The sequence below is a fragment of the Neptuniibacter sp. QD48_11 genome, assembly GCF_047778095.1.
In the GTDB taxonomy this organism is placed as follows: Bacteria; Pseudomonadota; Gammaproteobacteria; order Pseudomonadales; family Balneatricaceae; genus Neptuniibacter.
Genome location: NZ_CP180551.1, coordinates 464,681 through 488,435, shown reverse-complemented (window position 1 = coordinate 488,435; position 23,755 = coordinate 464,681). Strand labels below are relative to the sequence as shown.

16 protein-coding genes, 2 tRNA genes and 3 rRNA genes are annotated in these 23,755 nt (G+C 45.8%); 8 read left to right on the top strand and 13 right to left on the bottom strand.

All coding sequences use genetic code 11. The features are described from left to right. Positions 1 to 8 precede the first annotated feature (8 nt). Both ACMXYU_RS02200 and ACMXYU_RS02195 read left to right on the top strand, forming a co-directional pair. Entirely contained in the window at positions 9 to 965 is a 957-nt protein-coding gene (locus ACMXYU_RS02200) for an ABC transporter substrate-binding protein (RefSeq protein ID WP_415899995.1), read from the top strand. Beyond that, positions 962 to 3,613 carry an ATP-binding protein gene (locus ACMXYU_RS02195; protein WP_415899994.1) on the top strand — a complete coding sequence of 884 codons (2,652 nt, stop codon included), beginning with the start codon at positions 962 to 964 and terminating at the stop codon, positions 3,611 to 3,613. The genes ACMXYU_RS02200 and ACMXYU_RS02195 overlap by 4 nt, the downstream gene beginning before the upstream one ends. Here the strand turns inward: ACMXYU_RS02195 and ACMXYU_RS02190 are convergent. The 8 genes from ACMXYU_RS02190 to tyrS form a co-directional block, all read right to left on the bottom strand. Then, a complete protein-coding gene (locus tag ACMXYU_RS02190) occupies positions 3,599 to 3,973 on the bottom strand; it encodes a hypothetical protein (RefSeq protein WP_415899993.1) in 375 nt (124 codons plus the stop codon). The two genes, ACMXYU_RS02195 and ACMXYU_RS02190, sit on opposite strands and share 15 nt — an antisense overlap. 3 nt (positions 3,974 to 3,976) lie before the next feature. Beyond that, positions 3,977 to 4,462: a DUF2489 domain-containing protein gene (locus tag ACMXYU_RS02185; protein WP_415899992.1), complete on the bottom strand. Its 486-nt coding sequence runs from the start codon at positions 4,460 to 4,462 to the stop codon at positions 3,977 to 3,979. Between the two features lie 328 nt (positions 4,463 to 4,790). Next, a 5S ribosomal RNA gene (gene rrf / locus ACMXYU_RS02180) occupies positions 4,791 to 4,906 on the bottom strand. 142 nt (positions 4,907 to 5,048) lie between these two features. Continuing rightward, positions 5,049 to 7,931: ribosomal RNA gene (locus ACMXYU_RS02175) — 23S ribosomal RNA — on the bottom strand. 216 nt (positions 7,932 to 8,147) lie between these two features. Continuing rightward, positions 8,148 to 8,223: transfer RNA gene (locus ACMXYU_RS02170), tRNA-Ala, on the bottom strand. A gap of 23 nt (positions 8,224 to 8,246) precedes the next feature. After that, a tRNA-Ile gene (locus ACMXYU_RS02165) sits at positions 8,247 to 8,323 on the bottom strand. A 68-nt stretch (positions 8,324 to 8,391) separates the two neighbouring features. Next, positions 8,392 to 9,931, bottom strand: a 16S ribosomal RNA gene (locus tag ACMXYU_RS02160). Together the 16S, 23S and 5S rRNA genes with 2 tRNA genes alongside form the textbook arrangement of a ribosomal RNA operon. Positions 9,932 to 10,539: 608 nt before the next feature. After that, positions 10,540 to 11,835 carry a tyrosine--tRNA ligase gene (tyrS, locus tag ACMXYU_RS02155; RefSeq protein ID WP_415899991.1) on the bottom strand — a complete coding sequence of 432 codons (1,296 nt, stop codon included), beginning with the start codon at positions 11,833 to 11,835 and terminating at the stop codon, positions 10,540 to 10,542. A gap of 214 nt (positions 11,836 to 12,049) precedes the next feature. On the opposite strand from tyrS, the gene ACMXYU_RS02150 reads away from it, so the two are divergent. Both ACMXYU_RS02150 and ACMXYU_RS02145 read left to right on the top strand, forming a co-directional pair. Further along, positions 12,050 to 13,423: an OapA family protein gene (locus tag ACMXYU_RS02150; RefSeq protein ID WP_415899990.1), complete on the top strand. Its 1,374-nt coding sequence runs from the start codon at positions 12,050 to 12,052 to the stop codon at positions 13,421 to 13,423. A 2-nt stretch (positions 13,424 to 13,425) separates the two neighbouring features. Further along, a complete protein-coding gene (locus tag ACMXYU_RS02145; protein WP_415899989.1) occupies positions 13,426 to 14,535 on the top strand; it encodes an anhydro-N-acetylmuramic acid kinase in 1,110 nt (369 codons plus the stop codon). On the opposite strand, the gene ACMXYU_RS02140 is transcribed toward ACMXYU_RS02145, so the two are convergent. The 3 genes from ACMXYU_RS02140 to argC all read right to left on the bottom strand — a co-directional run bounded on the left by ACMXYU_RS02140 (position 14,532) and on the right by argC (position 16,566). Continuing rightward, positions 14,532 to 14,984: a hypothetical protein gene (locus ACMXYU_RS02140; protein ID WP_415899988.1), complete on the bottom strand. Its 453-nt coding sequence runs from the start codon at positions 14,982 to 14,984 to the stop codon at positions 14,532 to 14,534. The two genes, ACMXYU_RS02145 and ACMXYU_RS02140, sit on opposite strands and share 4 nt — an antisense overlap. 128 nt (positions 14,985 to 15,112) lie before the next feature. Then, complete coding sequence (gene erpA, locus ACMXYU_RS02135) at positions 15,113 to 15,469, bottom strand: iron-sulfur cluster insertion protein ErpA (RefSeq protein ID WP_415897441.1); 357 nt, start codon at positions 15,467 to 15,469, stop codon at positions 15,113 to 15,115. A 62-nt stretch (positions 15,470 to 15,531) separates the two neighbouring features. Continuing rightward, complete coding sequence (gene argC / locus ACMXYU_RS02130) at positions 15,532 to 16,566, bottom strand: N-acetyl-gamma-glutamyl-phosphate reductase (RefSeq protein ID WP_415899987.1); 1,035 nt, start codon at positions 16,564 to 16,566, stop codon at positions 15,532 to 15,534. 85 nt (positions 16,567 to 16,651) lie between these two features. On the opposite strand from argC, the gene ACMXYU_RS02125 reads away from it, so the two are divergent. The 4 genes from ACMXYU_RS02125 to ACMXYU_RS02110 are packed head-to-tail and all read left to right on the top strand — an operon-like array spanning position 16,652 to position 20,909. Beyond that, positions 16,652 to 18,376 (top strand): chloride channel protein, encoded by a 1,725-nt coding sequence (locus tag ACMXYU_RS02125; RefSeq protein WP_415899986.1) that lies wholly within the window; start codon positions 16,652 to 16,654, stop codon positions 18,374 to 18,376. A 3-nt stretch (positions 18,377 to 18,379) separates the two neighbouring features. Then, complete coding sequence (gene thiE / locus ACMXYU_RS02120; protein ID WP_415899985.1) at positions 18,380 to 19,009, top strand: thiamine phosphate synthase; 630 nt, start codon at positions 18,380 to 18,382, stop codon at positions 19,007 to 19,009. Between the two features lie 17 nt (positions 19,010 to 19,026). After that, positions 19,027 to 20,310: a glutamate-1-semialdehyde 2,1-aminomutase gene (gene hemL, locus ACMXYU_RS02115; protein WP_415899984.1), complete on the top strand. Its 1,284-nt coding sequence runs from the start codon at positions 19,027 to 19,029 to the stop codon at positions 20,308 to 20,310. Beyond that, entirely contained in the window at positions 20,307 to 20,909 is a 603-nt protein-coding gene (locus tag ACMXYU_RS02110; RefSeq protein ID WP_415899983.1) for a hypothetical protein, read from the top strand. Before hemL ends, ACMXYU_RS02110 begins: the two co-directional genes overlap by 4 nt. A 69-nt stretch (positions 20,910 to 20,978) precedes the next feature. On the opposite strand, the gene ACMXYU_RS02105 is transcribed toward ACMXYU_RS02110, so the two are convergent. Next, complete coding sequence (locus tag ACMXYU_RS02105) at positions 20,979 to 21,542, bottom strand: tetratricopeptide repeat protein (protein ID WP_415899982.1); 564 nt, start codon at positions 21,540 to 21,542, stop codon at positions 20,979 to 20,981. Further along, positions 21,530 to 23,749, bottom strand: coding sequence for a penicillin-binding protein 1B (gene mrcB, locus ACMXYU_RS02100; protein WP_415901090.1), 2,220 nt, complete (start codon positions 23,747 to 23,749; stop codon positions 21,530 to 21,532). Before mrcB ends, ACMXYU_RS02105 begins: the two co-directional genes overlap by 13 nt. Positions 23,750 to 23,755: the final 6 nt, after the last annotated feature.

Here is a 23,755-nt window from a genome sequence, read left to right as displayed (position 1 = left end):
TTGTAGATGTGTTGATTAAGAGCTCGACCACACTTCACAAAACAAAGTGGCGGATTTTTCCGCTGCTAAGTCCTTTGTTTGCTCTAATTTTATTAGCATCCCCTGTAGCGGCCGAAAATTTAGTTGTTTTAAGCCGCCAATCAGACTCATACCAAAAAGTTGCGGATAGCATTCAAGTCAATATTTCTTCACATACCAAAGTGGTTACCTTACAAGATTTGCAAGATAACAACTTTAATACCGAAGGTTTTGAACATATTGTTGCTGTAGGTTCACGAGCAGCGGATCGACTTTATAATCGGATAACACCATCACAAAAGCTTTACGCAAGCTTCTTGCCTCGCCTAACGTATCAAGCTTTATTGGCAAGAAAGAAAGACCAAACTCGGATTGAGAATGGAACTATAACTGCGATCTATCTAGATCAACCCTATGCACGGCAACTTCGATTGGCAAGACTAATCGCTCCGGATGCAAAGACTGTAGCAACAGCACTTGGTCCAAATTCGAAGAATGATCTACCGTTATTAGAGGCTGCGGCACAAAAGCAACAGCTGCAACTTAGCTCAACCGTTTTACAGGAGAGCGATAACCCAATCCATAAACTACAGCCACTTATTCGAAATGCTGATCTCTTTTTATCTCTTCCAGATAAATCAGTTTTCAACCGCACAACCGCCAAGTGGATTTTATACATTTCCTTTCGTCAGCGAATCCCTTTAATAGGTTTTTCACAAAAGTATGTAGAAGCTGGTGCATTAACCGCAGTTTATTCAACACCAGAGCAAATAGGTAAACAAACAGCGGAAATGATCCAAAAAGCGATCTCGGGTAGTCGATTACCAGATGCGCAGCACCCTAAATACTTTTCTGTAGTTACTAATAAAAAAGCAGCTAACTCCCTGAATATCAAAATACCTTCAGATGATGCTCTTACCCAACAATTAATGGAGTTAGAGCGATGAAACGTCAATTCACATTAGGTATTCGACAACGGGTCTTAATCATCACTTTGCTTCCACTGTGCATGATCACTTTGCTCTTAGGCGGCTATTTTATTAATACCCGGTTGGATGATGCTCGAGATGCACTGATCGAAAAAGGCCAGACAATGACACGCATGATGTCGACCTCAGCCGAATTCGGTCTATTGATTGGGAATAAAGAGATTCTTCAGGGCCTCATTAGATCCGCAACAAAAGCAGAAGAAGTAGACGACGTAATATTCTTATCACCGGCATTTGATGTAATTGCTCAAGGTAATCCTAATGCACCTCCACTAGATAAAGATGCGGGTTACCCTCTATATAAAAACAATCAGGTTTACTTCCTACATCCTGTCGTAGCGACGGGTGTAGATTTCTTAGATACTGATGAAACTGCAAGCAAGGAAACAGAACCAGAATTTATTGGCTGGGTAGTAATCGCTCTATCTGAAAAACCTACTCAGCTACGGCAATTTGAGATTTTAACGAAAGGGGTCATTCTTGCGATCATAGGTTTATTGACCACCTTACTAATCGCATCACGCTTTGGACAAAGAATTACCAACCCAATTCTAGGCCTTACTCATGTAATTGAGATGCTTCAACATGGCCATCTTGAAACTCGAGCTAGCCTTTCTAGTACAGGTGAACTCCGATCTCTGGCACAAGGGATTAACCGTCTAGCTCAACGGGTACAAGAATCAAACCAGACGCTTGAAAGCCGTGTAGACAAAGCAACTAAACGTTTAAGGTCAACGCTTGTACATCTAGAGAAACAGAACCAAGCACTCGATAAATCGCGTAAAAGAGCAGACAAAGCTAACGTAGCAAAAGATGAATTTCTTGCACGTATGAGCCATGAGCTACGTACGCCTTTAACATCAGTTTCAGGTTTTGCCCGCCTCTTAGATCAAACCGAACTGCAGATGGAACAGCAAGAATACACTAGGATTATTAATCTAACCTCTGACCTGCTGTTATCAATCATTGATGATATTTTGGATTATTCGAAACTTGAATCAAACGCCATAGAATTAGAAGAGATCTCTTTTGAATTTGAAAGCTGCGTTATAGATGTAATGGAGATGCAAGCAGCTTCTGCCAATGAGAAAGGCATAGAACTAATTCCAATAATCGAATCTGATACGCCGAAATTCATCATTGGAGACCCTATCAGGTTACGACAGATCCTATCAAACCTAATTAGTAATGCCGTAAAGTTCACATCAGCTGGTTATGTCTGTTTGCATGTTACAACCCACAAGAGTGATCCTGTACAGACCGAACTTGAAATCGTTATCAAAGACACCGGTATTGGTATACCAGAAGATAGAATCACTAATCTATTTCAGGCATTCAGCCAAGCAGATACATCTATCACAAGAAAGTTCGGGGGATCCGGCTTAGGGCTCGTTATTGCCAAACGTCTAACTGAACTTATGGCCGGCTCTATATCTTTAGCAAGTAGAGAAAACCAAGGTACTGAAGTAACACTTAAAATTCCATTTTCTGCACGACAGAGCCAAAGAGCTCAGCACACTTATAAGAGTAAAAATATTCTTTTATTTGACGTTAATCCACTATGTAGCCAAGGCTTAAAACATCAACTGAGCAACATGCAGACCAAAATCATTGAGGCTTCTTCGTATGCAGAACTGTTGTCGTTAAGTGCAGAATTACAAGAAAGCACTATCGTCTGGGGCCTACCCCCTAAATACACACAGAAAAACACCATAGATCAAATTAACCGAATCTTAGAAAATTCAAGCGGCAGGTTGATTATCTTAAGTAGTACACCTGTATCTATTATCAATAACTATCGAGTTATCCAGCTACGTAAACCTGCACGGACACAATTACTGCTAAACGCATTATCCCCTGATTCTTACAAACTGCCTGAATATGAGACAGCGAACGTATTACAAATCCTTAACACACCAACCATATTGATTGCAGAAGACAATGACTTTAACCGTTTGTTAGTTAGAAAGATTCTTGTCCAAGCAGGCGCTAAAGTATTAGAGGCAAGAACCGGCAGCGAAGCACTGCAGCAAACACTTAAACATCAGCCAGATTTGGTATTGATGGATGTACACATGCCAGAAATGGATGGTATAGAAGCAACAAAACAGATCCGACTTACACAACCTAGCTTGCCAATCCTTGCTTTGACCGCAAACGTCATCGCCAGTGAACACCAGAAGTTGATTGAATCTGGCATCAGCCATGTTTTATTGAAACCTATCAATGATGGCGACCTTTGCCACTCTATAAACCAATTTCTTTCGTTCTCAAAAAATGATGAACCGCTAACACCGACTCCGCAAAATGAAGTAACCGATATAGAGAAATATGACTTAGGTAAACACGAGCTATCCGCGGAAGTTAAAAAACAACTACAAGGAATAATGAACGGTTTCGAAAGCAAAGATATTTCGATGATGAGAAATCATAGCCATCAATTATTAGGTTTAGCGGGGTTGTTCCAGATTCCTGAATTAGAAGTAAGTGGCAACAAATTACATGACGCCCTGATAGAGCAAAAGTACAAAACCATCTGGAAGGAGCTTTGGCAGCTCAAGAGAATAATTGAAAACGAACAGTACGATCTATCAGAAGAGCTTTGAACTAGGCTCAGATTTAATCAAATGATCTAATTTAACCGCTAACACTCTGATACGCTGAATCCCGTCACGATCATAAATAGCTCCACTTAGCCCTTCACCTGCAGGCGGATGCTCATTATCACCGAAAGCAACTACCAAACACCCCTTTCTAATATTTTCTAATTCAGGGTCGTGTAGGATGGGGAGAGATAAAAACATTTCCCATCGTGCAACCTCTAAACGCTTTTCCATCAGATCAACGAGTAGAGCCATTACCTCAGCTCTTGAAGGGCGGTAAGTAGGCGGTTTCCCTAAAGCAAATGCCAAGGCAACACCAACAAGAACTATGAAACTAATTACAAATACGAGTAAAAATTCCATACATTAATGGAGACTCTCATCAAAATCATAATTAGCCAATTTAGCAGCAGCTTGCTTTACTTTGTCACCCAGCTCAGAATCAATTTGTGACATCTCCTTCTGAAAAGACCACTTAGCTTGCTTAGATAACGCTTTCCACTGATCCTTAATTGGAATATGTTCCGTGCGTTTAAATACCTCATAGATTACAGAATAATCAGCATGCTGTAATAACTGAGGAGCGAGAGATTCAAGCAGTGTAGACAAGCGAATACACGCTTCTGTCGTAGTTAACTTCTCATCATTACCTACCGCTCTAGAGATAACTTGAACACTCTCAATTAAATAAGCCCTTCTCTCATTATAACGTTTACTGATTTTTTCAGCCTGTAATGCATGATCAGCCTTAACTTGTTTAATCTGTGTGTAATGACGCTTAATGAAGTAAATGGCTACAGCACAGACAACTAAACAGATAGCAATTAATGTATAAATTAGAGAGTCAGACATACAAACAACCTTAGAACCAATAACTATTGGACGCTATTAAACCAAAAAATACGAATGCGAAGTTTAGGGGAAATATACGCAAAATCCCATTAAAAGGATTAATAACTTAGAGAACAGCGAAGGACAGCGAAGGACAGCGAAGGACAGCGAAGGACAGCTGTTCAGTTTAGTATTAGGATTAATTAAGACAACTCACCCTTACGGACTTATCTGCTTTTACTTGTTTTTATCCGCTCCAAGCAGCGCCTATCCGCTCTTAACCGTATTTTATTGCCCACAACGAAAAAACCCCGATCACAGCGTGACCGGGGTTTTCTCTTAATTAAATGCTTGGCGATGACCTACTCTCACATGGGGAAGCCCCACACTACCATCGGCGATGTTGCGTTTCACGTCTGAGTTCGGGATGGATTCAGGTGGTTCCACAACTCTATGGTCGCCAAGCAAAACTGTTACAACTTAGATCTGATTCTTCTTTTATTTGATCTAGATAGTTTATCGACTGTAGCTTAACTACGCGCTAATTCGTTACTCTCTATCGTCTTACATATCTTACAAGTCACTTGCCAAACGCCTTGGGCGTTATATGGTCAAGCCTCACGGGCAATTAGTATTGGTTAGCTCAACGCCTCACAGCGCTTCCACACCCAACCTATCAACGTCGTAGTCTTCAACGGCCCTTTAGGGGAATCAAGTTCCCAGTGAGATCTCATCTTGAAGGAGGCTTCCCGCTTAGATGCTTTCAGCGGTTATCCCGTCCGAACGTAGCTACCCGGCAATGCAATTGGCATCACAACCGGTACACCAGAGGTTCGTTCACTCCGGTCCTCTCGTACTAGGAGCAACTCTTCTCAAATCTCAAACGCCCACGGCAGATAGGGACCGAACTGTCTCACGACGTTCTAAACCCAGCTCGCGTACCACTTTAAATGGCGAACAGCCATACCCTTGGGACCGGCTTCAGCCCCAGGATGTGATGAGCCGACATCGAGGTGCCAAACACCGCCGTCGATGTGAACTCTTGGGCGGTATCAGCCTGTTATCCCCGGAGTACCTTTTATCCGTTGAGCGATGGCCCTTCCATACAGAACCACCGGATCACTAGAACCTACTTTCGTACCTGCTCGACGTGTCTGTCTCGCAGTCAAGCACCCTTCTACTCTTGCGCTCATTGCATGATTTCCGACCATGCTGAGGGTACCTTCGTGCTCCTCCGTTACTCTTTGGGAGGAGACCGCCCCAGTCAAACTACCCACCACACAATGTCCCCGATCCCGCTTAGGGAACTGGGTTAGAACCTCAACATTACCAGGCTGGTATTTCAAAGGTGGCTCCACCTGAACTGGCGTCCAAGTTTCAAAGCCTCCCAGCTATTCTACACAAGTAATGTCAAAGTCCACTGTGAAGCTGTAGTAAAGGTTCACGGGGTCTTTCCGTCTAGCCGCGGGTAAACTGCATCTTAACAGCTATTTCAATTTCACTGAGTCTCGGGTGGAGACAGTGTGGCCATCGTTACGCCATTCGTGCAGGTCGGAACTTACCCGACAAGGAATTTCGCTACCTTAGGACCGTTATAGTTACGGCCGCCGTTTACCGGGGCTTCGATCAAGAGCTTCGCATACGCTAACCCCATCAATTAACCTTCCGGCACCGGGCAGGCGTCACACCCTATACGTCCTCTTTCGAGTTTGCAGAGTGCTATGTTTTTAATAAACAGTCGCAGCCACCTGGTATCTTCGACCGCCAACAGCTTAGAGAGCAAGTCTCATCACCGTCAGCGGCGCACCTTCTCCCGAAGTTACGGTGCCATTTTGCCTAGTTCCTTCACCCGAGTTTTCTCATACGCCTTAGTATTCTCTACCTGACCACCTGTGTCGGTTTAGGGTACGGTTAGTCATAACCTGAAGCTTAGAGGATTTTCCTGGAAGCATGGCATCAACTACTTCAGTCCATAAAGGACCTCGTCATCGGTTCTCGGTCTTAAGGACCCGGATTTGCCTAAGTCCTCAACCTACTACCTTAAACGCGGACAACCAACGCCGCGCTAGCCTAGCCTTCTCCGTCCCCCCATCGCAGTTATGAGCAGTACAGGAATATTAACCTGTTTCCCATCGGATACGCTCTTCAGCCTCTCCTTAGGGGCCGACTCACCCTACCTCGAATAGCGTTGGATAGGAACCCTTGGTCTTCCGGCGGGGAGGGTTTTCACCTCCCTTATCGTTACTCATGTCAGCATTCGCACTTCTGATACCTCCACGGTGCCTTACAGCTTCCGCTTCAACAGCTTACAGAACGCTCCTCTACCATGCACAAAGTGCATCCGTAGCTTCGGTGTTATGCTTAGCCCCGTTATATCTTCCGCGCGGGCCGACTCGACTAGTGAGCTATTACGCTTTCTTTAAAGGGTGGCTGCTTCTAAGCCAACCTCCTAGCTGTCTAAGCCTTCCCACATCGTTTCCCACTTAGCATAAACTTTGGGACCTTAGCTGACGGTCTGGGTTGTTTCCCTTTCCACGACGGACGTTAGCACCCGCCGTGTGTCTCCCGTGATTGAACTCATGGGTATTCGGAGTTTGCATCGGGTTGGTAAGTCGGGATGACCCCCTAGCCGAAACAGTGCTCTACCCCCATGGTTAGACACGAGGCACTACCTAAATAGTTTTCGAGGAGAACCAGCTATCTCCGAGTTTGATTAGCCTTTCACTCCTATCCACAAGTCATCCGCTGGCTTTTCAACGACAGTCGGTTCGGTCCTCCAATGCATGTTACTGCATCTTCAACCTGCCCATGGATAGATCACTCGGTTTCGGGTCTACTCCTAGCGACTGGACGCCCTATTAAGACTCGGTTTCCCTACGGCTCCGCAAATGCTTAACCTTGCCACTAAAAGTAAGTCGCTGACCCATTATACAAAAGGTACGCAGTCACCGTCCGAAAACGGCTCCCACTGCTTGTACGTACACGGTTTCAGGGTCTATTTCACTCCCCTCACAGGGGTTCTTTTCGCCTTTCCCTCACGGTACTGGTTCACTATCGGTCAGTCAGGAGTATTTAGCCTTGGAGGATGGTCCCCCCATATTCAGACAGCGTTTCACGTGTGCCGTCCTACTCGATTTCACTTTAAAAGACCTTTCACATACGGGGCTATCACCCACTATGGCCACACTTTCCAGAGTGTTCTGTTAAATCTAATAAAGCTTAAGGGCTGGTCCCCGTTCGCTCGCCGCTACTTAGGGAATCTCGGTTGATTTCTTTTCCTCTGGGTACTTAGATGTTTCAGTTCCCCAGGTTCGCCTCTAATAACCTATGTATTCAGTTAAAAGATACCTATAAATAGGTGGGTTTCCCCATTCGGAAATGTCCGGATCAAAGGTTGTTTACCACCTCCCCGAACCTTATCGCAGGTTACAACGTCCTTCATCGCCTCTGACTGCCAAGGCATCCACCGTGCACGCTTAGTCACTTGACCATATAACCCGAAGGCGTCTGGAATCACAGTAACTTGTATTGCTAGTAACGATAGATTTCGCCGAATTGGCGCATGCAGTAAAACTACATGTCTTAAATCTAAATCAAATGAATCAAATCCAAATTGTTAAAGAGCGTTTAAAGCAAAAAAGCTTTAAAAGATAATGTCTTAACCGACAATATGTTTTAAAACTCTTCCTTCTCATCCTTAGGATGATGGTGGAGCTATGCGGGATCGAACCGCAGACCTCCTGCGTGCAAAGCAGGCGCTCTCCCAGCTGAGCTATAGCCCCAAAGAAAACAGTAAGGCTATTATTGGTAGGCCTGAGTGGACTTGAACCACCGACCTCACCCTTATCAGGGGTGCGCTCTAACCAGCTGAGCTACAAGCCTACACCGTTGCTCTTAACTTCTCTGATCAGATAATTCGTGTGAACGCTTGCCGAGAATCGGCTTTCGTTTAAGGAGGTGATCCAGCCCCAGGTTCCCCTAGGGCTACCTTGTTACGACTTCACCCCAGTCATGAACCACACCGTGGTAACCGCCCTCCCGAAGGTTAAGCTAGCTACTTCTGGTGCAATCCACTCCCATGGTGTGACGGGCGGTGTGTACAAGGCCCGGGAACGTATTCACCGCGACATTCTGATTCGCGATTACTAGCGATTCCGACTTCATGGAGTCGAGTTGCAGACTCCAATCCGGACTACGACCGGTTTTCTGAGATTAGCTTACCCTCGCAGGTTCGCGGCCCTCTGTACCGGCCATTGTAGCACGTGTGTAGCCCAACTCGTAAGGGCCATGATGACTTGACGTCGTCCCCACCTTCCTCCGGTTTGTCACCGGCAGTCTCCTTAGAGTTCCCACCCGAAGTGCTGGCAAATAAGGACAAGGGTTGCGCTCGTTACGGGACTTAACCCAACATTTCACAACACGAGCTGACGACAGCCATGCAGCACCTGTCTCAGAGTTCCCGAAGGCACGAAACTATCTCTAGTAACTTCTCTGGATGTCAAGAGTTGGTAAGGTTCTTCGCGTTGCGTCGAATTAAACCACATGCTCCACCGCTTGTGCGGGCCCCCGTCAATTCATTTGAGTTTTAACCTTGCGGCCGTACTCCCCAGGCGGTCTACTTATCGCGTTAGCTGCGCCACTAAAAGATCAAGTCTCCCAACGGCTAGTAGACATCGTTTACGGCGTGGACTACCAGGGTATCTAATCCTGTTTGCTCCCCACGCTTTCGCACCTCAGTGTCAGTATCGGTCCAGGTAGTCGCCTTCGCCACTGGTGTTCCTTCCTATATCTACGCATTTCACCGCTACACAGGAAATTCCACTACCCTCTACCGTACTCTAGATTGGCAGTATCAGGTGCAGTTCCAAGGTTGAGCCCTGGGCTTTCACATCTGACTGACCAATCCACCTACGCGCGCTTTACGCCCAGTAATTCCGATTAACGCTCGCACCCTCCGTATTACCGCGGCTGCTGGCACGGAGTTAGCCGGTGCTTCTTCTGCAGTTAACGTCACAGCTAGCAGGTATTAACTACTAACCTTTCCTCACTGCTGAAAGTGCTTTACAACCCTAGGGCCTTCTTCACACACGCGGCATGGCTGCATCAGGCTTGCGCCCATTGTGCAATATTCCCCACTGCTGCCTCCCGTAGGAGTCTGGACCGTGTCTCAGTTCCAGTGTGGCTGATCATCCTCTCAGACCAGCTAGAGATCGTCGCCTTGGTGAGCCATTACCTCACCAACTAGCTAATCTCACGCAGGCTCATCCAATAGTGCAAGGTCCGAAGATCCCCTGCTTTCCCCCGTAGGGCGTATGCGGTATTAGACCAAATTTCTCTGGCTTATCCCCCGCTACTGGGTAGATTCCTACGCGTTACTCACCCGTCCGCCACTCGTCATCAACTAGCAAGCTAGTCATGTTACCGTTCGACTTGCATGTGTTAGGCCTGCCGCCAGCGTTCAATCTGAGCCATGATCAAACTCTTCAGTTTAAATCATTTGTGTTACCAGGAATGTGGTAACGGGCTCTAGTACTAAACAACCGGATAACATTCTTAAGAACGTTAAACCTTTGTAAATCGCTTTAAATGAATTCACTTGGTTGCTTGTCTAGAAAAAGTTTGCTTCTTCTCAACAAGCGCCCACACGAATTATCTGATCAAATTGTTAAAGAGCGTTGCTTTTTTGACTCTCCGCTGACTCAGCGTTTCGTCTCAAGCGAGGCGCATATTCTACTGTGCGCTCATTCAAAGTCAACCGTTTATTTTGCAATTTTGTAAAAAGCTTTTACTCAGCAACCGGACTTTGAATCCTGCTCCGTAAGAAATCTTAAAAACCAATGTTTTCAATCACTTACTAAGCACCTCACTCAGCTCTGCAGCCCCTTTAAAAGCGGCCTCCCTAAGCAAGGACGGCGAATTCTACAGACATCTGAAAAAGGGTCAACACCCAATCTTAAAAAAAGTGCAAAAAGTTGAAAAAAACTTACAAATCCGCAAATCGATCAAGCATTAATCAACGGAGTATAAATAGTAGTCAACAGATACAAAAAAGGCGCTGAGTTTTACCTCAACGCCTTCTTTATTTTCCCTCTTATGACTTATAGAGAGAATAGATGATGTTTCTTTTTGCCTAGCTTAACTAAGAAGTACTTGCCAAAACGCGCATTTGACTCGGCGAACACTTCTGTCGCTTTCATATTATCTTCAAAGCCGTGTGCGTTGCCGTTAACAATAACCGCATTTCGCTGTAGAGCATCTTTAACTTGCTTGCCGCCTGGCGCCATACCCGCTTCTGACAAGATAGTAGTTAAAGGTGTTTCAGCCACTTCTGCTGGGTTAATTACAGATGATGGCAAACCGTCTTGAGCTAGTTGCGCATAATCTTGTTCGCTTAATTCAGATGTTTCACCGGAGAACAACGCTTCTGTAATACGCTTAGCCGCAGCCAATCCTTCGTCACCATGGACAAGGCGCGTTACTTCTTCAGCAAGAACACGTTGACCTTCTGGACGACCTTGACGCTCTGCATCTTCTTTTTCTAGCGCTTCAATCTCTACTACAGGCAAGAACGTGAAATATTTTAGGAATCGGTATACATCTGCATCTGCTGTTTGTAGCCAGAACTGGTAGAAAGCATATGGAGATGTTTTGTTTGCATCTAGCCATATAGTGCCCGACTCAGTTTTACCAAATTTGGTACCGTCTGACTTAGTAATAAGCGGTAGCGTCAAACCAAATGCTTGATTGCCATTCATACGACGAGTCAGTTCAGTACCGCCTGTAATATTACCCCACTGATCAGAACCACCGATCTGTAGAGTACAACCATGAGTAGCATTTAACTGCTGGAAGTCATACGATTGCAAAATCATGTACGTGAATTCAGTGAAAGAGATGCCTTCACCTTCACGATCAATACGTTGCTTCACTGACTCTTTAGCTATCATCTGGTTAACAGAGAAGTGTTTACCAATATCACGCAAGAAAGTTAGTACATTTACGTTTTGCGTCCAATCTAGGTTATTCACAACTTCAGCACTATTAGCACCACAGTCGAAATCTACAAACGCACTAACCTGCGCTTTAAGCTTCTCAACCCAACCAGCTACTGTTGAATCATCATTTAACTTACGCTCTTGCGCTTTAAAGCTCGGGTCACCGATTAGGCCAGTCGCCCCACCCACAAGTGCAAGCGGTTTGTGACCAAACTCTTGGAAACGCTTTAATGTTAGTAGTGGTACTAGACTACCAATATGCAAGCTATCTGCTGTAGGGTCGAAGCCGCAATAAAGAGTCACACTGCCTTCAGCAAGATGCTTTGCCAAATCTTCTTCGCTTGTCATCTGCGCCACTAGCCCGCGCGCTTGTAGGTCGTTTAATAGTGCTTCACTCATTGCTTTTGCTTGCCCTTTAAATTACGGCTAAAAATTCGAAGCGGCTATTTTAGCCCTTGCTAAGCCTGCAAACAAATAAGTTCTCAGCAATTTTTCTGAGTTATCGTTAAGCAATCCTTAAGTTTTATTCAACTAAGCCGACTTTCTTTAATGACAGTGGCATAATGCAACGCTCAATTTTCAGCAACCCAATATAATAATGAAGGGGTATAGGGTGCTAAATCGCGTTAAACAGTTCCGTGGAAATTTTCCCACGGTTCACTTAGTGGCTGTCAGTGCCTGCGTTCTTATTTTAGGCCTGACTCTTTTACTGCTTCCATCACAAGAAGTTGAAGCGACTCGAGGCGACCTATCAACCACTCCACCTACTGCGCCGCTTATATCTCCTGAATCAACCACTTCTAGCGCAGAAACGACATCAGCCGAAACAGTTATCGAAACCAATCCAGTCCAAACAGCTGCTGCAACCCCTTCTATACCTGAAAATAACTGGGTCGAATACACTGTAGGCAATGGTGACAATTTAACGTCCATGTTTAAAAAGGCAGGACTAACACCACGCGATGTTTACCATGTAGCTGCTGCTGGTAAAGAAACCAAAGCATTCACCCGCCTATTCCCAGGTCAAACATTAAGCTTCGTCATTGAGAACGGTAAGTTAAGCAAGCTCAAACATATTGAATCCAAACTTAAATACACCCTGCTGCATACCGCCCCTAACGGCGCCTTCCAGATTAATTCTGTTATCAGAACGCCCGAAGTCAGACAGCAATTCACAGCCGGTACAATCAAAGACTCGCTTTTTTTAGCAGGCGAAGAAGCTGGACTTTCCAGCAAGAAGATAATGGAGCTCGCCAGCATTTTTGGCTGGGACGTAGACTTCGTCCTAGATATTCGTAAAAACGACGATTTCAGTCTTATTTATGAAGAACATTATCTAGATGGCGAGAAAATTGGCGAAGGCCCTATTATTGCCGCTCAATTTACTAACAGAGGCAATAAATTCACCGCTCTTCGTTATACAAATACCCAAGGCGATAGCAGCTACTACACACCTGAAGGCTATAGTATGCGCAAAGCCTTTCTTCGCTCACCGGTAGATTTCGCCCGTATCAGCTCTCGCTTTAGCCTAAACCGCAAACACCCTGTACTCAATCGCATTCGCGCTCACAAGGGTGTGGATTATGCTGCTCGAACAGGCACTCCAATTAAAGCTGCTGGCGAAGGAAAAATCACATTCCGTGGTAGAAAAGGCGGATTTGGCAATGTTGTAATCGTCCAACACGGTAGCAATATCACCACCCTTTATGCCCATATGAGCAATTTTAAACGTGGACAACGTGTCGGCACTCGCGTTAAGCAAGGCCAAGTGATTGGTTTTGTTGGTCAAACAGGCCTTGCGAGTGGCCCTCACCTTCATTACGAGTTTCGCGTCAATGGCGTTCACAAGAACCCTCTGACAGTTAAATTGCCACAAGCGTCTCCTATCGCCAAAGCTGAGCGAAGCACCTTCACGGAAACGGCGAGTAGCTTATTAGCCCAGCTTGAAACTCACCAAGCCACCACACTTGCACAGAGCAATCGTTAAGCATGAGTCAGAAGGATCTATTTATTGGGTTAATGTCAGGTACCAGTCTGGATGGTATCGACGCAGTTGCCGTTAGATTTAAGCCAAATTTTGAAATGGTAGCCACGCACGCTGAAGAGATTCCAGCAACTTTAAAGAATGATATTTTGATACTGACCCAGCCCGGCGATCATGAAATTGACTTAATGGGCAAGGTAGATAGATCTTTAGGCAAGCTCTTCGCCAAAACCGTAAATGATCTTTTAAGCAAAAACGGCTTATCTGCCGAGCAAGTTTCAGCAATCGGCAGCCACGGTCAAACCATCCGTCACCGTCCAGAATTCGGCTTCACTTTGCAAATAGGTGATGCAAACCAAATTGCTGAACTAACCGGTATCACCACTGTGGCAGATTTTCGACGTCGTGATATGGCGGCTAATGGTCAAGGCGCCCCTTTGGTTCCCGCGTTTCATCATGCAATGCTGCACTCTAATGAAAGTAATCGCATTCTGCTGAATATTGGTGGGATGGCTAACCTTACTTTCCTTCCAAAATCCGAAGAACACAGTATTCTTGGCTTTGATACAGGTCCGGGTAACGCTTTATTAGATGCATGGATCAAACACTGTCGAGACCTCCCCTTCGATCAAAATGGCGAATGGGCACTAACTGGCTCCATTAATGAGGACCTTTTAGATCAATTAAGCTCTATCGAGTATTTTTCCGAACCTCCACCTAAAAGCACTGGCAGGGAACAGTTCAATTTAGCCTGGCTAAAACAAACACTAGCCACGTTTCCAGAGATTAAAGCGGAAGATGTACAACGCACTCTGCTTGAATTGACCGCCACCAGCATAACCGATGCTATAAAAGCACACATTCCTAGCCAGGTATTTGAGCTATATATCTGTGGTGGTGGTAGTTTCAATCAGGCACTTACGCGACGTATATCTGATCTATTGCCAGCCATTAACGTCAGTAACAGTGACGATATCGGTATTGATGCAGATTGGATGGAAGCAGCAGCCTTTGCTTGGTTAGCTATGCGCTGCTTAGATGGAAAAGCCGGCAACAATCCAAATGTTACCGGCGCAAAAGGGGATCGGATTCTAGGCGCTATCTATCAAGCCTAAAAGTATAGATAGCCTTGTTGGCGAAGCCTAACCTGTTCTGCAGGACCTAGAGGGATCGTATCGATAAACGCAGGTAACTCTGAGCGCTCTACACCATTCGCTCGCATCCATGTTTCACATACACGAATATCGATCACATTATTTGAATCTAATCGTTCAGCAAGCTCTAACAAACTTTTGTACTGATTCATATTCTGATGCCGAAAAGCATGCGCTTCATCACCATGCAAAACAAACACGATCGGCTCGTAGGATGAAAGATTCTCCACCTCATCGACGAGCATACTCGCTCGTTGAAAAAGCATTTCAACTTCACTAGGCGTGTGTTTCTTAATCAACGCAAGATAACGATCATTAGCGACATCTGGAGAAATAGGCGACTGCAGTGGCTGGGCCATGAGCAAGCCAGAAAAAAGCATACAGAAAACAGAAAAAACCAACTGACGCATATTATTCCCCTAGAGGACTTAAATTAATAACCTACGACAGAGTAGAAGATATAGTAATAGGCCCCCTCATAACAAGAGATAACCTATTACTATCATATGTAAGCTTAGACTAAGCTGAACAGAAACAGCTAGATAGAGAAGGATGAACCACAACCACAAGTTGTCGTTGCGTTCGGGTTGTTAATCACAAACTGAGAACCTTGAAGACCTTCTTTAAAGTCCACTTCAGAACCAACTAAATATTGGAAGCTCATCGGATCTACCACCATGAACACACCATCACGCTCGATCACAGTGTCATCATCTGCAGCATTTTCATCAAAAGTGAAGCCGTAAGAGAAACCGGCACAGCCGCCACCTGTAATAAATACACGTAACTTCAGGCTATCATTCTCTTCCTCTTCCATAAGAGATTTTACTTTAGCAGCGGCAGAAGTAGTAAATACCATCTCCGGCTCTGCAATCGGATCAACTGTTTCTATCATAACGACCATACTCAATTAAGCTGAGCACAATTATCGCCTTAACCGACTAATTCAGTCAAGTATTAAGGCATTAAGCCAACAACATTCAGACCGGCAGTCTCTTCAAAACCAAACATAATGTTCATATTTTGAACCGCCTGACCCGCAGCACCTTTAACAAGGTTATCAATCACAGATAATACAACCACCGTGTCTTCACCTTGAGGACGATGAACGCTGATACGGCAAACGTTCGCACCTTTAACACTTCTTGTTTGTGGATGACTACCTGCAGGCATAACATCAACAAATGGCTCATTTGCGTAACGTTCTTCAAAGATCGCTTGTAGATCGTGATCAACAGGATCTTTTAACACGCCGTAGCAAGTAGAATGAATGCCACGAATCATCGGCGTTAGGTGCGGAACAAACGTCAGATGCACTGGACGTTCTGCTGCTAACGCAAGACCTTGCTTAATCTCAGGCAGGTGACGATGACCCGGCACGCCGTAAGCCATCATGCTTTCACTCGCTTCGCACAACAACATACCAACCTTCGCACCACGACCAGCACCACTTACACCCGATTTACAGTCAGCAATTAGACGACGGTGATCGATCAGTTTGTTTTCCAATAGAGGCAGATAAGCAAGCTGCGTCGCCGTTGGATAACAACCTGGGCAAGCAATCAACTGCGCATCTTTGATCTGTTCACGATTAACCTCTGGCAAACCATACACAGCCAATTCTGCCATCTCTGGTTGTGTATGCTCCATGCCATACCACTTAGACCAAAGCTCCAGATCCTTGATTCTGAAGTCGGCACCTAGATCAATGACTTTAACCCCCTTACCAACAAGCTCTGCTGCCATATTCATCGCAACTCCGTGAGGCGTCGCAAAGAAAACCACATCACAACCACTTAGAGTTTCCACGTCCGGTACGGTAAAGCGCAGATCGTGGTGTCCTCGAAGGTTGGGATACATGTCAGCCACACTGACGCCTTCCTCTGAGCGAGAAGTAATAACCTCTACTTTTGCCTGAGGATGATTTGCCAACAAACGAAGTAACTCTACACCGGTATAACCGGTACCACCTACAATACCTACCTTAATCACAGGAACCTCTCATAAGGGATGAAAAACTGGTAACGTATAATACAGAAACTAAGACCCTTATGACTATTAATAAATAATCTAGCTTATGCTGCGAAATACTTTTTCTCTTGACCATTTCCGCCATCGCCTTGCTCACAGTGAAGCATTGCCCCAAATGGTTATCCTAGGGTTAATCTGCGGATTGCTGTGCGGTCTTGTTTTAGGCAGCTTTCGGTTATTGCTTGAACTCCCGCTTTCTAGCTTTTTACCTGGAGGTGACAGTGATAACTTTGAAGGACTTTCCTCTTGGTATCATTTCTTCCTCCCTATTGTCGGCAGCTTATTATTGATAGCGGTTTTATCACGCGTCACCCCACTTAATCGCAAAGTAGGTGTTGCTCACTTATTGGAACGAATGGCTTACCATCAAAGCAATCTGCCTTTGGTGAACGCTGTCGTTCAACTTATCGCTGCTTCAATTGCTCTGCTGTGCGGTCACTCTGTCGGTAAAGAGGGCCCAGCTATTCACTTAGGTGCAGCATGTGGTAGCCAACTTGGGCAAAGATTAAAACTACCCAACAATACTTTAAGAATACTGGCAGGCTGCGGCGCTGCCGCAGGTATTGCCGCTACCTTTAACACCCCATTAGCAGGCGTCGTCTTTGCCATGGAGGTCATATTACTGGAATACACCGTCATCGGTTTTATGCCAGTCATGGTTGCTGCAGCAACAGGCACGCTAGTTGTCCAGATAATGCTAGGAAATCAGTTAGTACTTACTGTCCCTCAACTACATATAGTGTCTCTGCATGAAATTCCTTACGTGGCCTTTTTAGGCCTTATTATTGGGCTTTTAGCCGTTCTATTTATTGCGCTAATGCGTGCAACGATGAAGTGGTCCGATCATTCCGTCTTCACGTATAGATCCAAGTTAATATTGGCAGGTATTCTCACTGGCTCAATGGCTCTGTTTTATCCACAAATAATGGGATTGGGCTACGACACAGTGACCTCTGTTTTACATGGCGAAGTGGGTATTGGTTTACTAATAGGCATAGTGCTAGCCAAGTGCGTTCTGACACCGATTGTTCTTGGCCTTGGTGTTCCAGCAGGACTTATCGGGCCTACCTTTTTCATAGGCGCTATGGCGGGAGGAATTCTCGGTATCTTTGGTGCTAGTGCCGTTGACCAAGATGTAGCAAATTCTGGATTCTATGCCCTATTGGGTATGGGCAGTATGATGGGCGCTGTTGCCAACGCGCCTATGGCCGCGCTGGTAGCGATATTGGAGCTTTCATCCAATCCGAATATTATTTTTCCCGCAATGATTTCCATTGTAGTTTCAAATTTGATCGCCCGCTACGTTTTCAAAATGCCGTCGATCTTTGTTATCAGTATGCAGTTACAAGGGTTGGATTATCGATATAAACCTATTGCCCAGATACTTAATGGCTCAGCTGTACAAAGCATCATGACAACGAATTTTGTAAAAAGTACTGCAATCGTCTCCGAAAAAGGCGCTCAACATGCCTTAGAGACTAGCCCCGATTGGGTTCTGGTAGAAAAAGATAATGACTTCAGTTTCCTCTCCCCTGGAGATCTGCATCTTCACCTTAGAAATAACTTTGAACCACATAAGGATATTGATCTATTAGAGATACCGGCACTTCGTCTCGATGCTAGTAGTATCGATAGCAAAGCAACACTACAAGAAGCTCTGGATAGAATGAATAATAAAAGTACCGAAGCTTTATACGTTCTAGATAATCAGAAGAAAATTACGGGCCTACTAACCCGAAGCCAAATTGAAGACTTCTACCGCAAAGACTGATCTATGACATACAGTTTAAAAGGCCTATACGGCATTACTGATTCCGACCTAATGCCCGATACTGAAACAATGCTGCGCAAAGTTGAACAAAGCATACAGGGCGGCACGAAGATCATTCAGTATCGAGATAAATCATCCGATCTTAGAAAACGCGTTGAGCAAGCATCGGCTTTAAACCTTATTTGTAAAAAGAACAAAATCCCGCTCATCATCAATGATGATGCGGGCTTAGCTGCAGGTATTGGTGCCGCAGGTGTGCACTTGGGACAAAGCGATGGCGCAATAGAGGAAGCTCGCGAAATGCTAGGCGAAGACGCGATCATCGGTGTAACCTGCCATGATTCATTGGAGCTAGCCTTAAAAGCACAACAAGCCGGTGCTTCATATTTAGCATTCGGCGCATTCTTCCCATCGAAAACTAAACCCAATGCCAAGCCAGCTCCTCTTTCGTTGGTTAAAGATGTAAAAGACAAAGTTAACTTGCCAATAGTGGCGATTGGAGGCATTAGCGTGGATAATGCCGACCAGATTGTAACAGCAGGTGCCGATATGGTTGCCGTCATACATGCGCTATACGCGAACAAAAAAGTGACTGCAGCAGCAAAACAGTTCCACCAGCTCTTCACTAATTGATTTCAGAGAGAATAAAGATGTCCCGTTCAGAAGAACTTTTCCAAGCAGCTCAAGTTCACATTCCCGGTGGAGTTAACTCTCCTGTGCGTGCATTTAAAGGTGTAGGCGGCACCCCAATCTTCTTCAAACAAGGCGAAGGCGCTTACTTGTTTGATGAAGACGGTAACAAATACATCGACTACGTTGGCTCTTGGGGACCAATGATCTTAGGTCATTGCAACAGTGAAGTAATCGATGCTGTACGCGTTTCTTTAGATAACGGTCTAGGTTTTGGCGCGCCAACTGAGATCGAAATCGAGATGGCAAACAAGGTTTGCGAGATCATGCCATCTTTAGACATGGTCCGTATGGTTAGCTCTGGTACAGAAGCAACTATGAGTGCGATCCGTCTGGCACGTGGTTACACTAAGCGCGATAAAATCGTTAAGTTTGAAGGCTGCTACCACGGTCATTCCGACTCTCTATTGGTTAAAGCAGGCTCTGGCATGCTGACTTTAGGCGAGCCTAGCTCTCCTGGCGTTCCTGCCTCTCTTGCTGAACACACCATCACTTTGACTCACAACGATATCGACAGCGTTCGTAAAGCATTCGCCGAGATCGGTGATCAGATCGCGTGCATCATCGTTGAACCTGTAGCCGGCAACATGAACTGCATCCCTCCGATTCCTGGCTTCCTAGAAGGTCTTCGTGAAGTATGTGATGAATACGGCACGGTTCTGATCTTTGACGAAGTAATGACGGGCTTTCGTGTAGCACTGGGTGGCGCACAGTCTGTTTATAACGTAACACCTGACCTAACGACGCTAGGTAAAGTTATTGGCGGTGGACTACCAGTAGGCGCGTTTGGTGGTAAGAAAGAGATTATGGAGCATATCGCTCCGCTAGGCGCTGTTTACCAAGCGGGTACGCTTTCCGGTAACCCACTCGCAATGGCTGCAGGCCTAGCGATGCTGAACGCCGTTTCAAAACCAGGTTTCTACGAGCAACTAAGCGCAAAAGTAGAGCTACTAACCGAAGGTTTAGAAGCTGTAGCGATGGCAAATGGTATTCCATTTACCACTAGCCGTGTCGGTGGCATGTTCGGTCTATTCTTCACTGAGCAAGAGCAAGTGACTAGCTTCGCTGAAACTATGGCGTGCGACGCTGATCGTTTCTCTAAATTCTTCCATGGCATGCTTGAACAAGGTGTATATCTAGCACCTTCAGCATTTGAAGCAGGCTTTGTATCTGCTGCACATACACAGGAAGATATTGAGAAAACACTCGCAGCGGCTGACCACGTTTTTGCGAATCTAAAATGACCGTAGCTATCATAGCTGGCAATGCGCTTCTGATTGCCAGCGCTCTATTTTTAGCAGGGCGCAGTTATAGAGTAGGCGAGAAACATGATCATACTGCCAGTATGGTCATTAGCCTTGCTGCTGCATTTATCGCTTGCTCAGGTGCTGGCGCACTCCTGCTACAAGGAACAGATCAAGATTCAGTCACGTTCAGGCGCCTGCTTGATAACCTAGCTTACTTTGCGGCAATCCCTTTAATAGCAAGCGCCATGTTTGATTATGCTTGGAAGAAGGAGTGGTCACGTGCAGCATGGGGGCGCTGGTTGTTAGTATTATTCGCCCTATTTGAACTCTGCCGCCGAAGCGAGGTAGGGGTCACCTACAGCCAAGCATGTGCAGTACTATCTGCACTTGCTTTGCTAATCAGCTGTTTAAGAATGCAACCGCTAATCACTAAAGCAGCAGGTACTGCATCCGCAATTGCGATTGCAGTTTCGACCCTTGTTTATAGTCAAGCAAGTCTAATGCCTCATTTGGCCGACCCAGCTCTGTATCATTCAGTTCTTGCTGTTGCTCTGATACTTTTGAGCATAGCCCTTGGAAAAGAAAAGCTTCCTTAAACGATCTCGACCTGCCTATTTCACGCATAAAAAAGCAGCCATTTAGGCTGCTTTTTAGTGCTTATCCGATTAGTAATTCAGCGCTTTAGTTCGGGCTGCATTTGCACCTGAACGATCACCTGAACTTTGACGAATATCCGCAATTAGCAACCACAATCTTCGCAACATAACGACATCACCAATAGCCATATTTGTGCCTTTGAGGGCCATTTGCTCGGCTTGAGCCCACTGACCTTCTAGGCGACGTACATCAGCCCATTGATAATAGATCTCCGGATCCCTAGGAGCGATCCGTTGTGCACGTTCAAGATTACTTTCTGCTGCCTGCATCGCCCCTCTATTTTTCTGCTGATTGGCACTGTTTAACAAAGCAATGACAGCAGGGTTTTGAGCGCGAGCAGTCACAGGCGTCGGAACTGGAACGGCGACAGGGTTCTCAGTTCGCGATTCTCGAACAACCGTAGGTTTGATTTGAACACCTGTTGCAGATTCGGCTGACTGAATAACACCATCTTGTCCTGATCGATCCTCTACAGGGGGACGGTATACTCCTGTTCCACTCACGCACCCAGTCAAAGCCAATGCTGTTAAAAGTGCTCCAGCTGTTTTATATCTCTTAATTATCTGAACCATCGTTCAAACCAATCCATAGATTCTTGTTGCTGATTTCCGGCACATTCAGCGTAATCTTGCGGAGCTGTACCTTTTATGAACGGCAATTGTCGCACACCCTGACATTGTTCGGCAGAGATCAAACCTGTTTTTTCTTCAATCCAGTGATACTCAATCTCTTCAGGCTGAACCGCCATAAGTGACTGAGGTCGTTCTTTTACCATTAACTCGGTCCAAACGCGTAATGCACCTCCCGAACCGGTAAAAGGTAGCTTGCCATTGTCGTCCAGCCCTAACCAGACCACCGCCATGCGATCTCCTGCAAAACCAGCAAACCAACTATCGCGCTGACCATTACTAGTGCCGGTCTTACCAGCCACATTAATTGAACCTGGCAGACGGCTATAGATATAGCGCCCTGTACCTTCTCGGGTAACCGCTTGTAACGCGTATTGAATCAGATGCATATTCTCCGCAGTCACCACCTGTTTCACTTCAAATGGATAGCGAGAAAGCTCCTGCCCTTCTGAGTCCGTAACCAAACGAATAGCACGCATCGGCGTTCTAAAACCATTTGCAGCAATCGTCTGATAAACCGTCGCAATCTCAAATGGGCTCATCGACTCCGCGCCCAACAAAAGCGAGGGGTAAGGTTTGGGATCACGAGAGATACCTAAACGTTCTAAGGTATCGATCACTTTCGGCAAACCTATATCCATACCTAATTGGGCAGTACTCTGGTTATAGGATTTCGCTAAAGATAGATAAAGCGGCACTTTACCGTGGCTTTGACGATCAAAGTTCTGCGGCACCCAACTCTTACCACCAGGAAGCGGCACACTAATCGGCTGATCATCCAAAAGGGAAGCCAAGGTATAACCCTCTTCTAACCCCGCCAAAAAGACTGCTGGTTTCACCAAAGAACCGATTGGACGGCGCGCATCTAAAGCGCGGTTAAAGCCTTGATAGCGGGCGTTTTTACCACCCACCAGCGCCAATACTTCACCGGTTTGCGGATCAGTGACTACAATTCCGCCCTGCAATGCAGTGACCGGTTTGCCGAAGCGTTTCTTTAAATTGCCTATGGTTTTGGTCAGAGCCGCTGCAGTATTCGCTTGAACCATTGGATCTAAGCTAGTGAATACTCGCAAACCTTCTGAGCTAAGCACATCTTCAGGGTACTCTTCACGCAACTGACGTTTTACAAGATCGAGATAGGCAGGATAAGCACCTTTATGAAGGCTACGCTGTTTAACCACACCTAAGCCACGTTTCTCAGCATCTAGACGATCTTTCATACTGATCACGCCCTGTTCTTGCAGCACTTTCAACACAAGATCACGACGCGCTTTAGCACGTTCCGGGTGACGTCTTGGGTCATAGTAAGATGGGCCCTTCACCATACCAGCCAATAGTGCGACCTGATGAAGTTTCAATTCATTAATAGGTTGGGCAAAGTAATACTGACTCGCCAGACCAAAACCATGCACTGCACGGGAGCCCGATTGTCCCAAGTAAACTTCGTTCAGATAGGCCTCTAAAATCTCATCCTTGCTGTAGCGAAGATCCAATAGCACCGCCATAGGGATCTCCATGAGCTTACGCGCCAAGGTTCGATCAGAGGTTAGATAGAAGTTTTTGATCAACTGCTGTGTCAGGGTACTACCGCCCTGAATAAAGCGTCGCGCCTTCAGGTTAACCCACATTGCACGCGCGATACCTTTTGGCGAGACACCGAAGTGGCTGTAATAATCGCGATCCTCTATCTGAATCAATGAGTCCAAAAGTAGTTGTGGTGCTTGATCCAAACGAATCAGGTCACGGTCTTCATTATCTCGAGGGTAAATACCACCGATAAGGATCGGCTCTAGACGACTTAACGGAACGATCGAACCACGACTATCTTTAATCGAAACTAACTGATTGCCACTGAAGCTCAGCAATAAACGTTGTGCGCTCTCATCACCATCAGGAAAACTAAACCCACGGGTATACACGCGAGCACGACTGGAAGCCCATTCCACCATCCCCGGTTTATCCGCACGATTTACAAATCGGTAGCCCAAGCCTTTCAATTCATCCTTTAACGCTTGGCGATCTAATACCTGTCCCGGATACAACTCGAGAGGCCGCGCATACACTTTGGCAGGCAATGCCCAGCGCTTACCCTCAAACTTACTTTTGACTTGGACATCCAGATAGATCAAACCGATTCCGCCAATCACCATGCCCAA

Excerpts from the sequence above, each read along its gene's own strand:
- ACMXYU_RS02195 (WP_415899994.1), top strand. The coding sequence starts at position 962 with ATGAAACGTCAATTCACATTAGGTATTCGACAACGGGTCTTAATCATC.
- ACMXYU_RS02190 (WP_415899993.1), bottom strand. The coding sequence starts at position 3,973 with ATGGAATTTTTACTCGTATTTGTAATTAGTTTCATAGTTCTTGTTGGT.
- ACMXYU_RS02185 (WP_415899992.1), bottom strand. The coding sequence starts at position 4,462 with ATGTCTGACTCTCTAATTTATACATTAATTGCTATCTGTTTAGTTGTC.
- tyrS (WP_415899991.1), bottom strand. The coding sequence starts at position 11,835 with ATGAGTGAAGCACTATTAAACGACCTACAAGCGCGCGGGCTAGTGGCG.
- ACMXYU_RS02145 (WP_415899989.1), top strand. The coding sequence starts at position 13,426 with ATGAGTCAGAAGGATCTATTTATTGGGTTAATGTCAGGTACCAGTCTG.
- ACMXYU_RS02140 (WP_415899988.1), bottom strand. The coding sequence starts at position 14,984 with ATGCGTCAGTTGGTTTTTTCTGTTTTCTGTATGCTTTTTTCTGGCTTG.
- erpA (WP_415897441.1), bottom strand. The coding sequence starts at position 15,469 with ATGATAGAAACAGTTGATCCGATTGCAGAGCCGGAGATGGTATTTACT.
- ACMXYU_RS02125 (WP_415899986.1), top strand. The coding sequence starts at position 16,652 with ATGCTGCGAAATACTTTTTCTCTTGACCATTTCCGCCATCGCCTTGCT.
- thiE (WP_415899985.1), top strand. The coding sequence starts at position 18,380 with ATGACATACAGTTTAAAAGGCCTATACGGCATTACTGATTCCGACCTA.
- hemL (WP_415899984.1), top strand. The coding sequence starts at position 19,027 with ATGTCCCGTTCAGAAGAACTTTTCCAAGCAGCTCAAGTTCACATTCCC.
- ACMXYU_RS02110 (WP_415899983.1), top strand. The coding sequence starts at position 20,307 with ATGACCGTAGCTATCATAGCTGGCAATGCGCTTCTGATTGCCAGCGCT.
- ACMXYU_RS02105 (WP_415899982.1), bottom strand. The coding sequence starts at position 21,542 with ATGGTTCAGATAATTAAGAGATATAAAACAGCTGGAGCACTTTTAACA.
- mrcB (WP_415901090.1), bottom strand. The coding sequence starts at position 23,749 with ATGGTGATTGGCGGAATCGGTTTGATCTATCTGGATGTCCAAGTCAAA.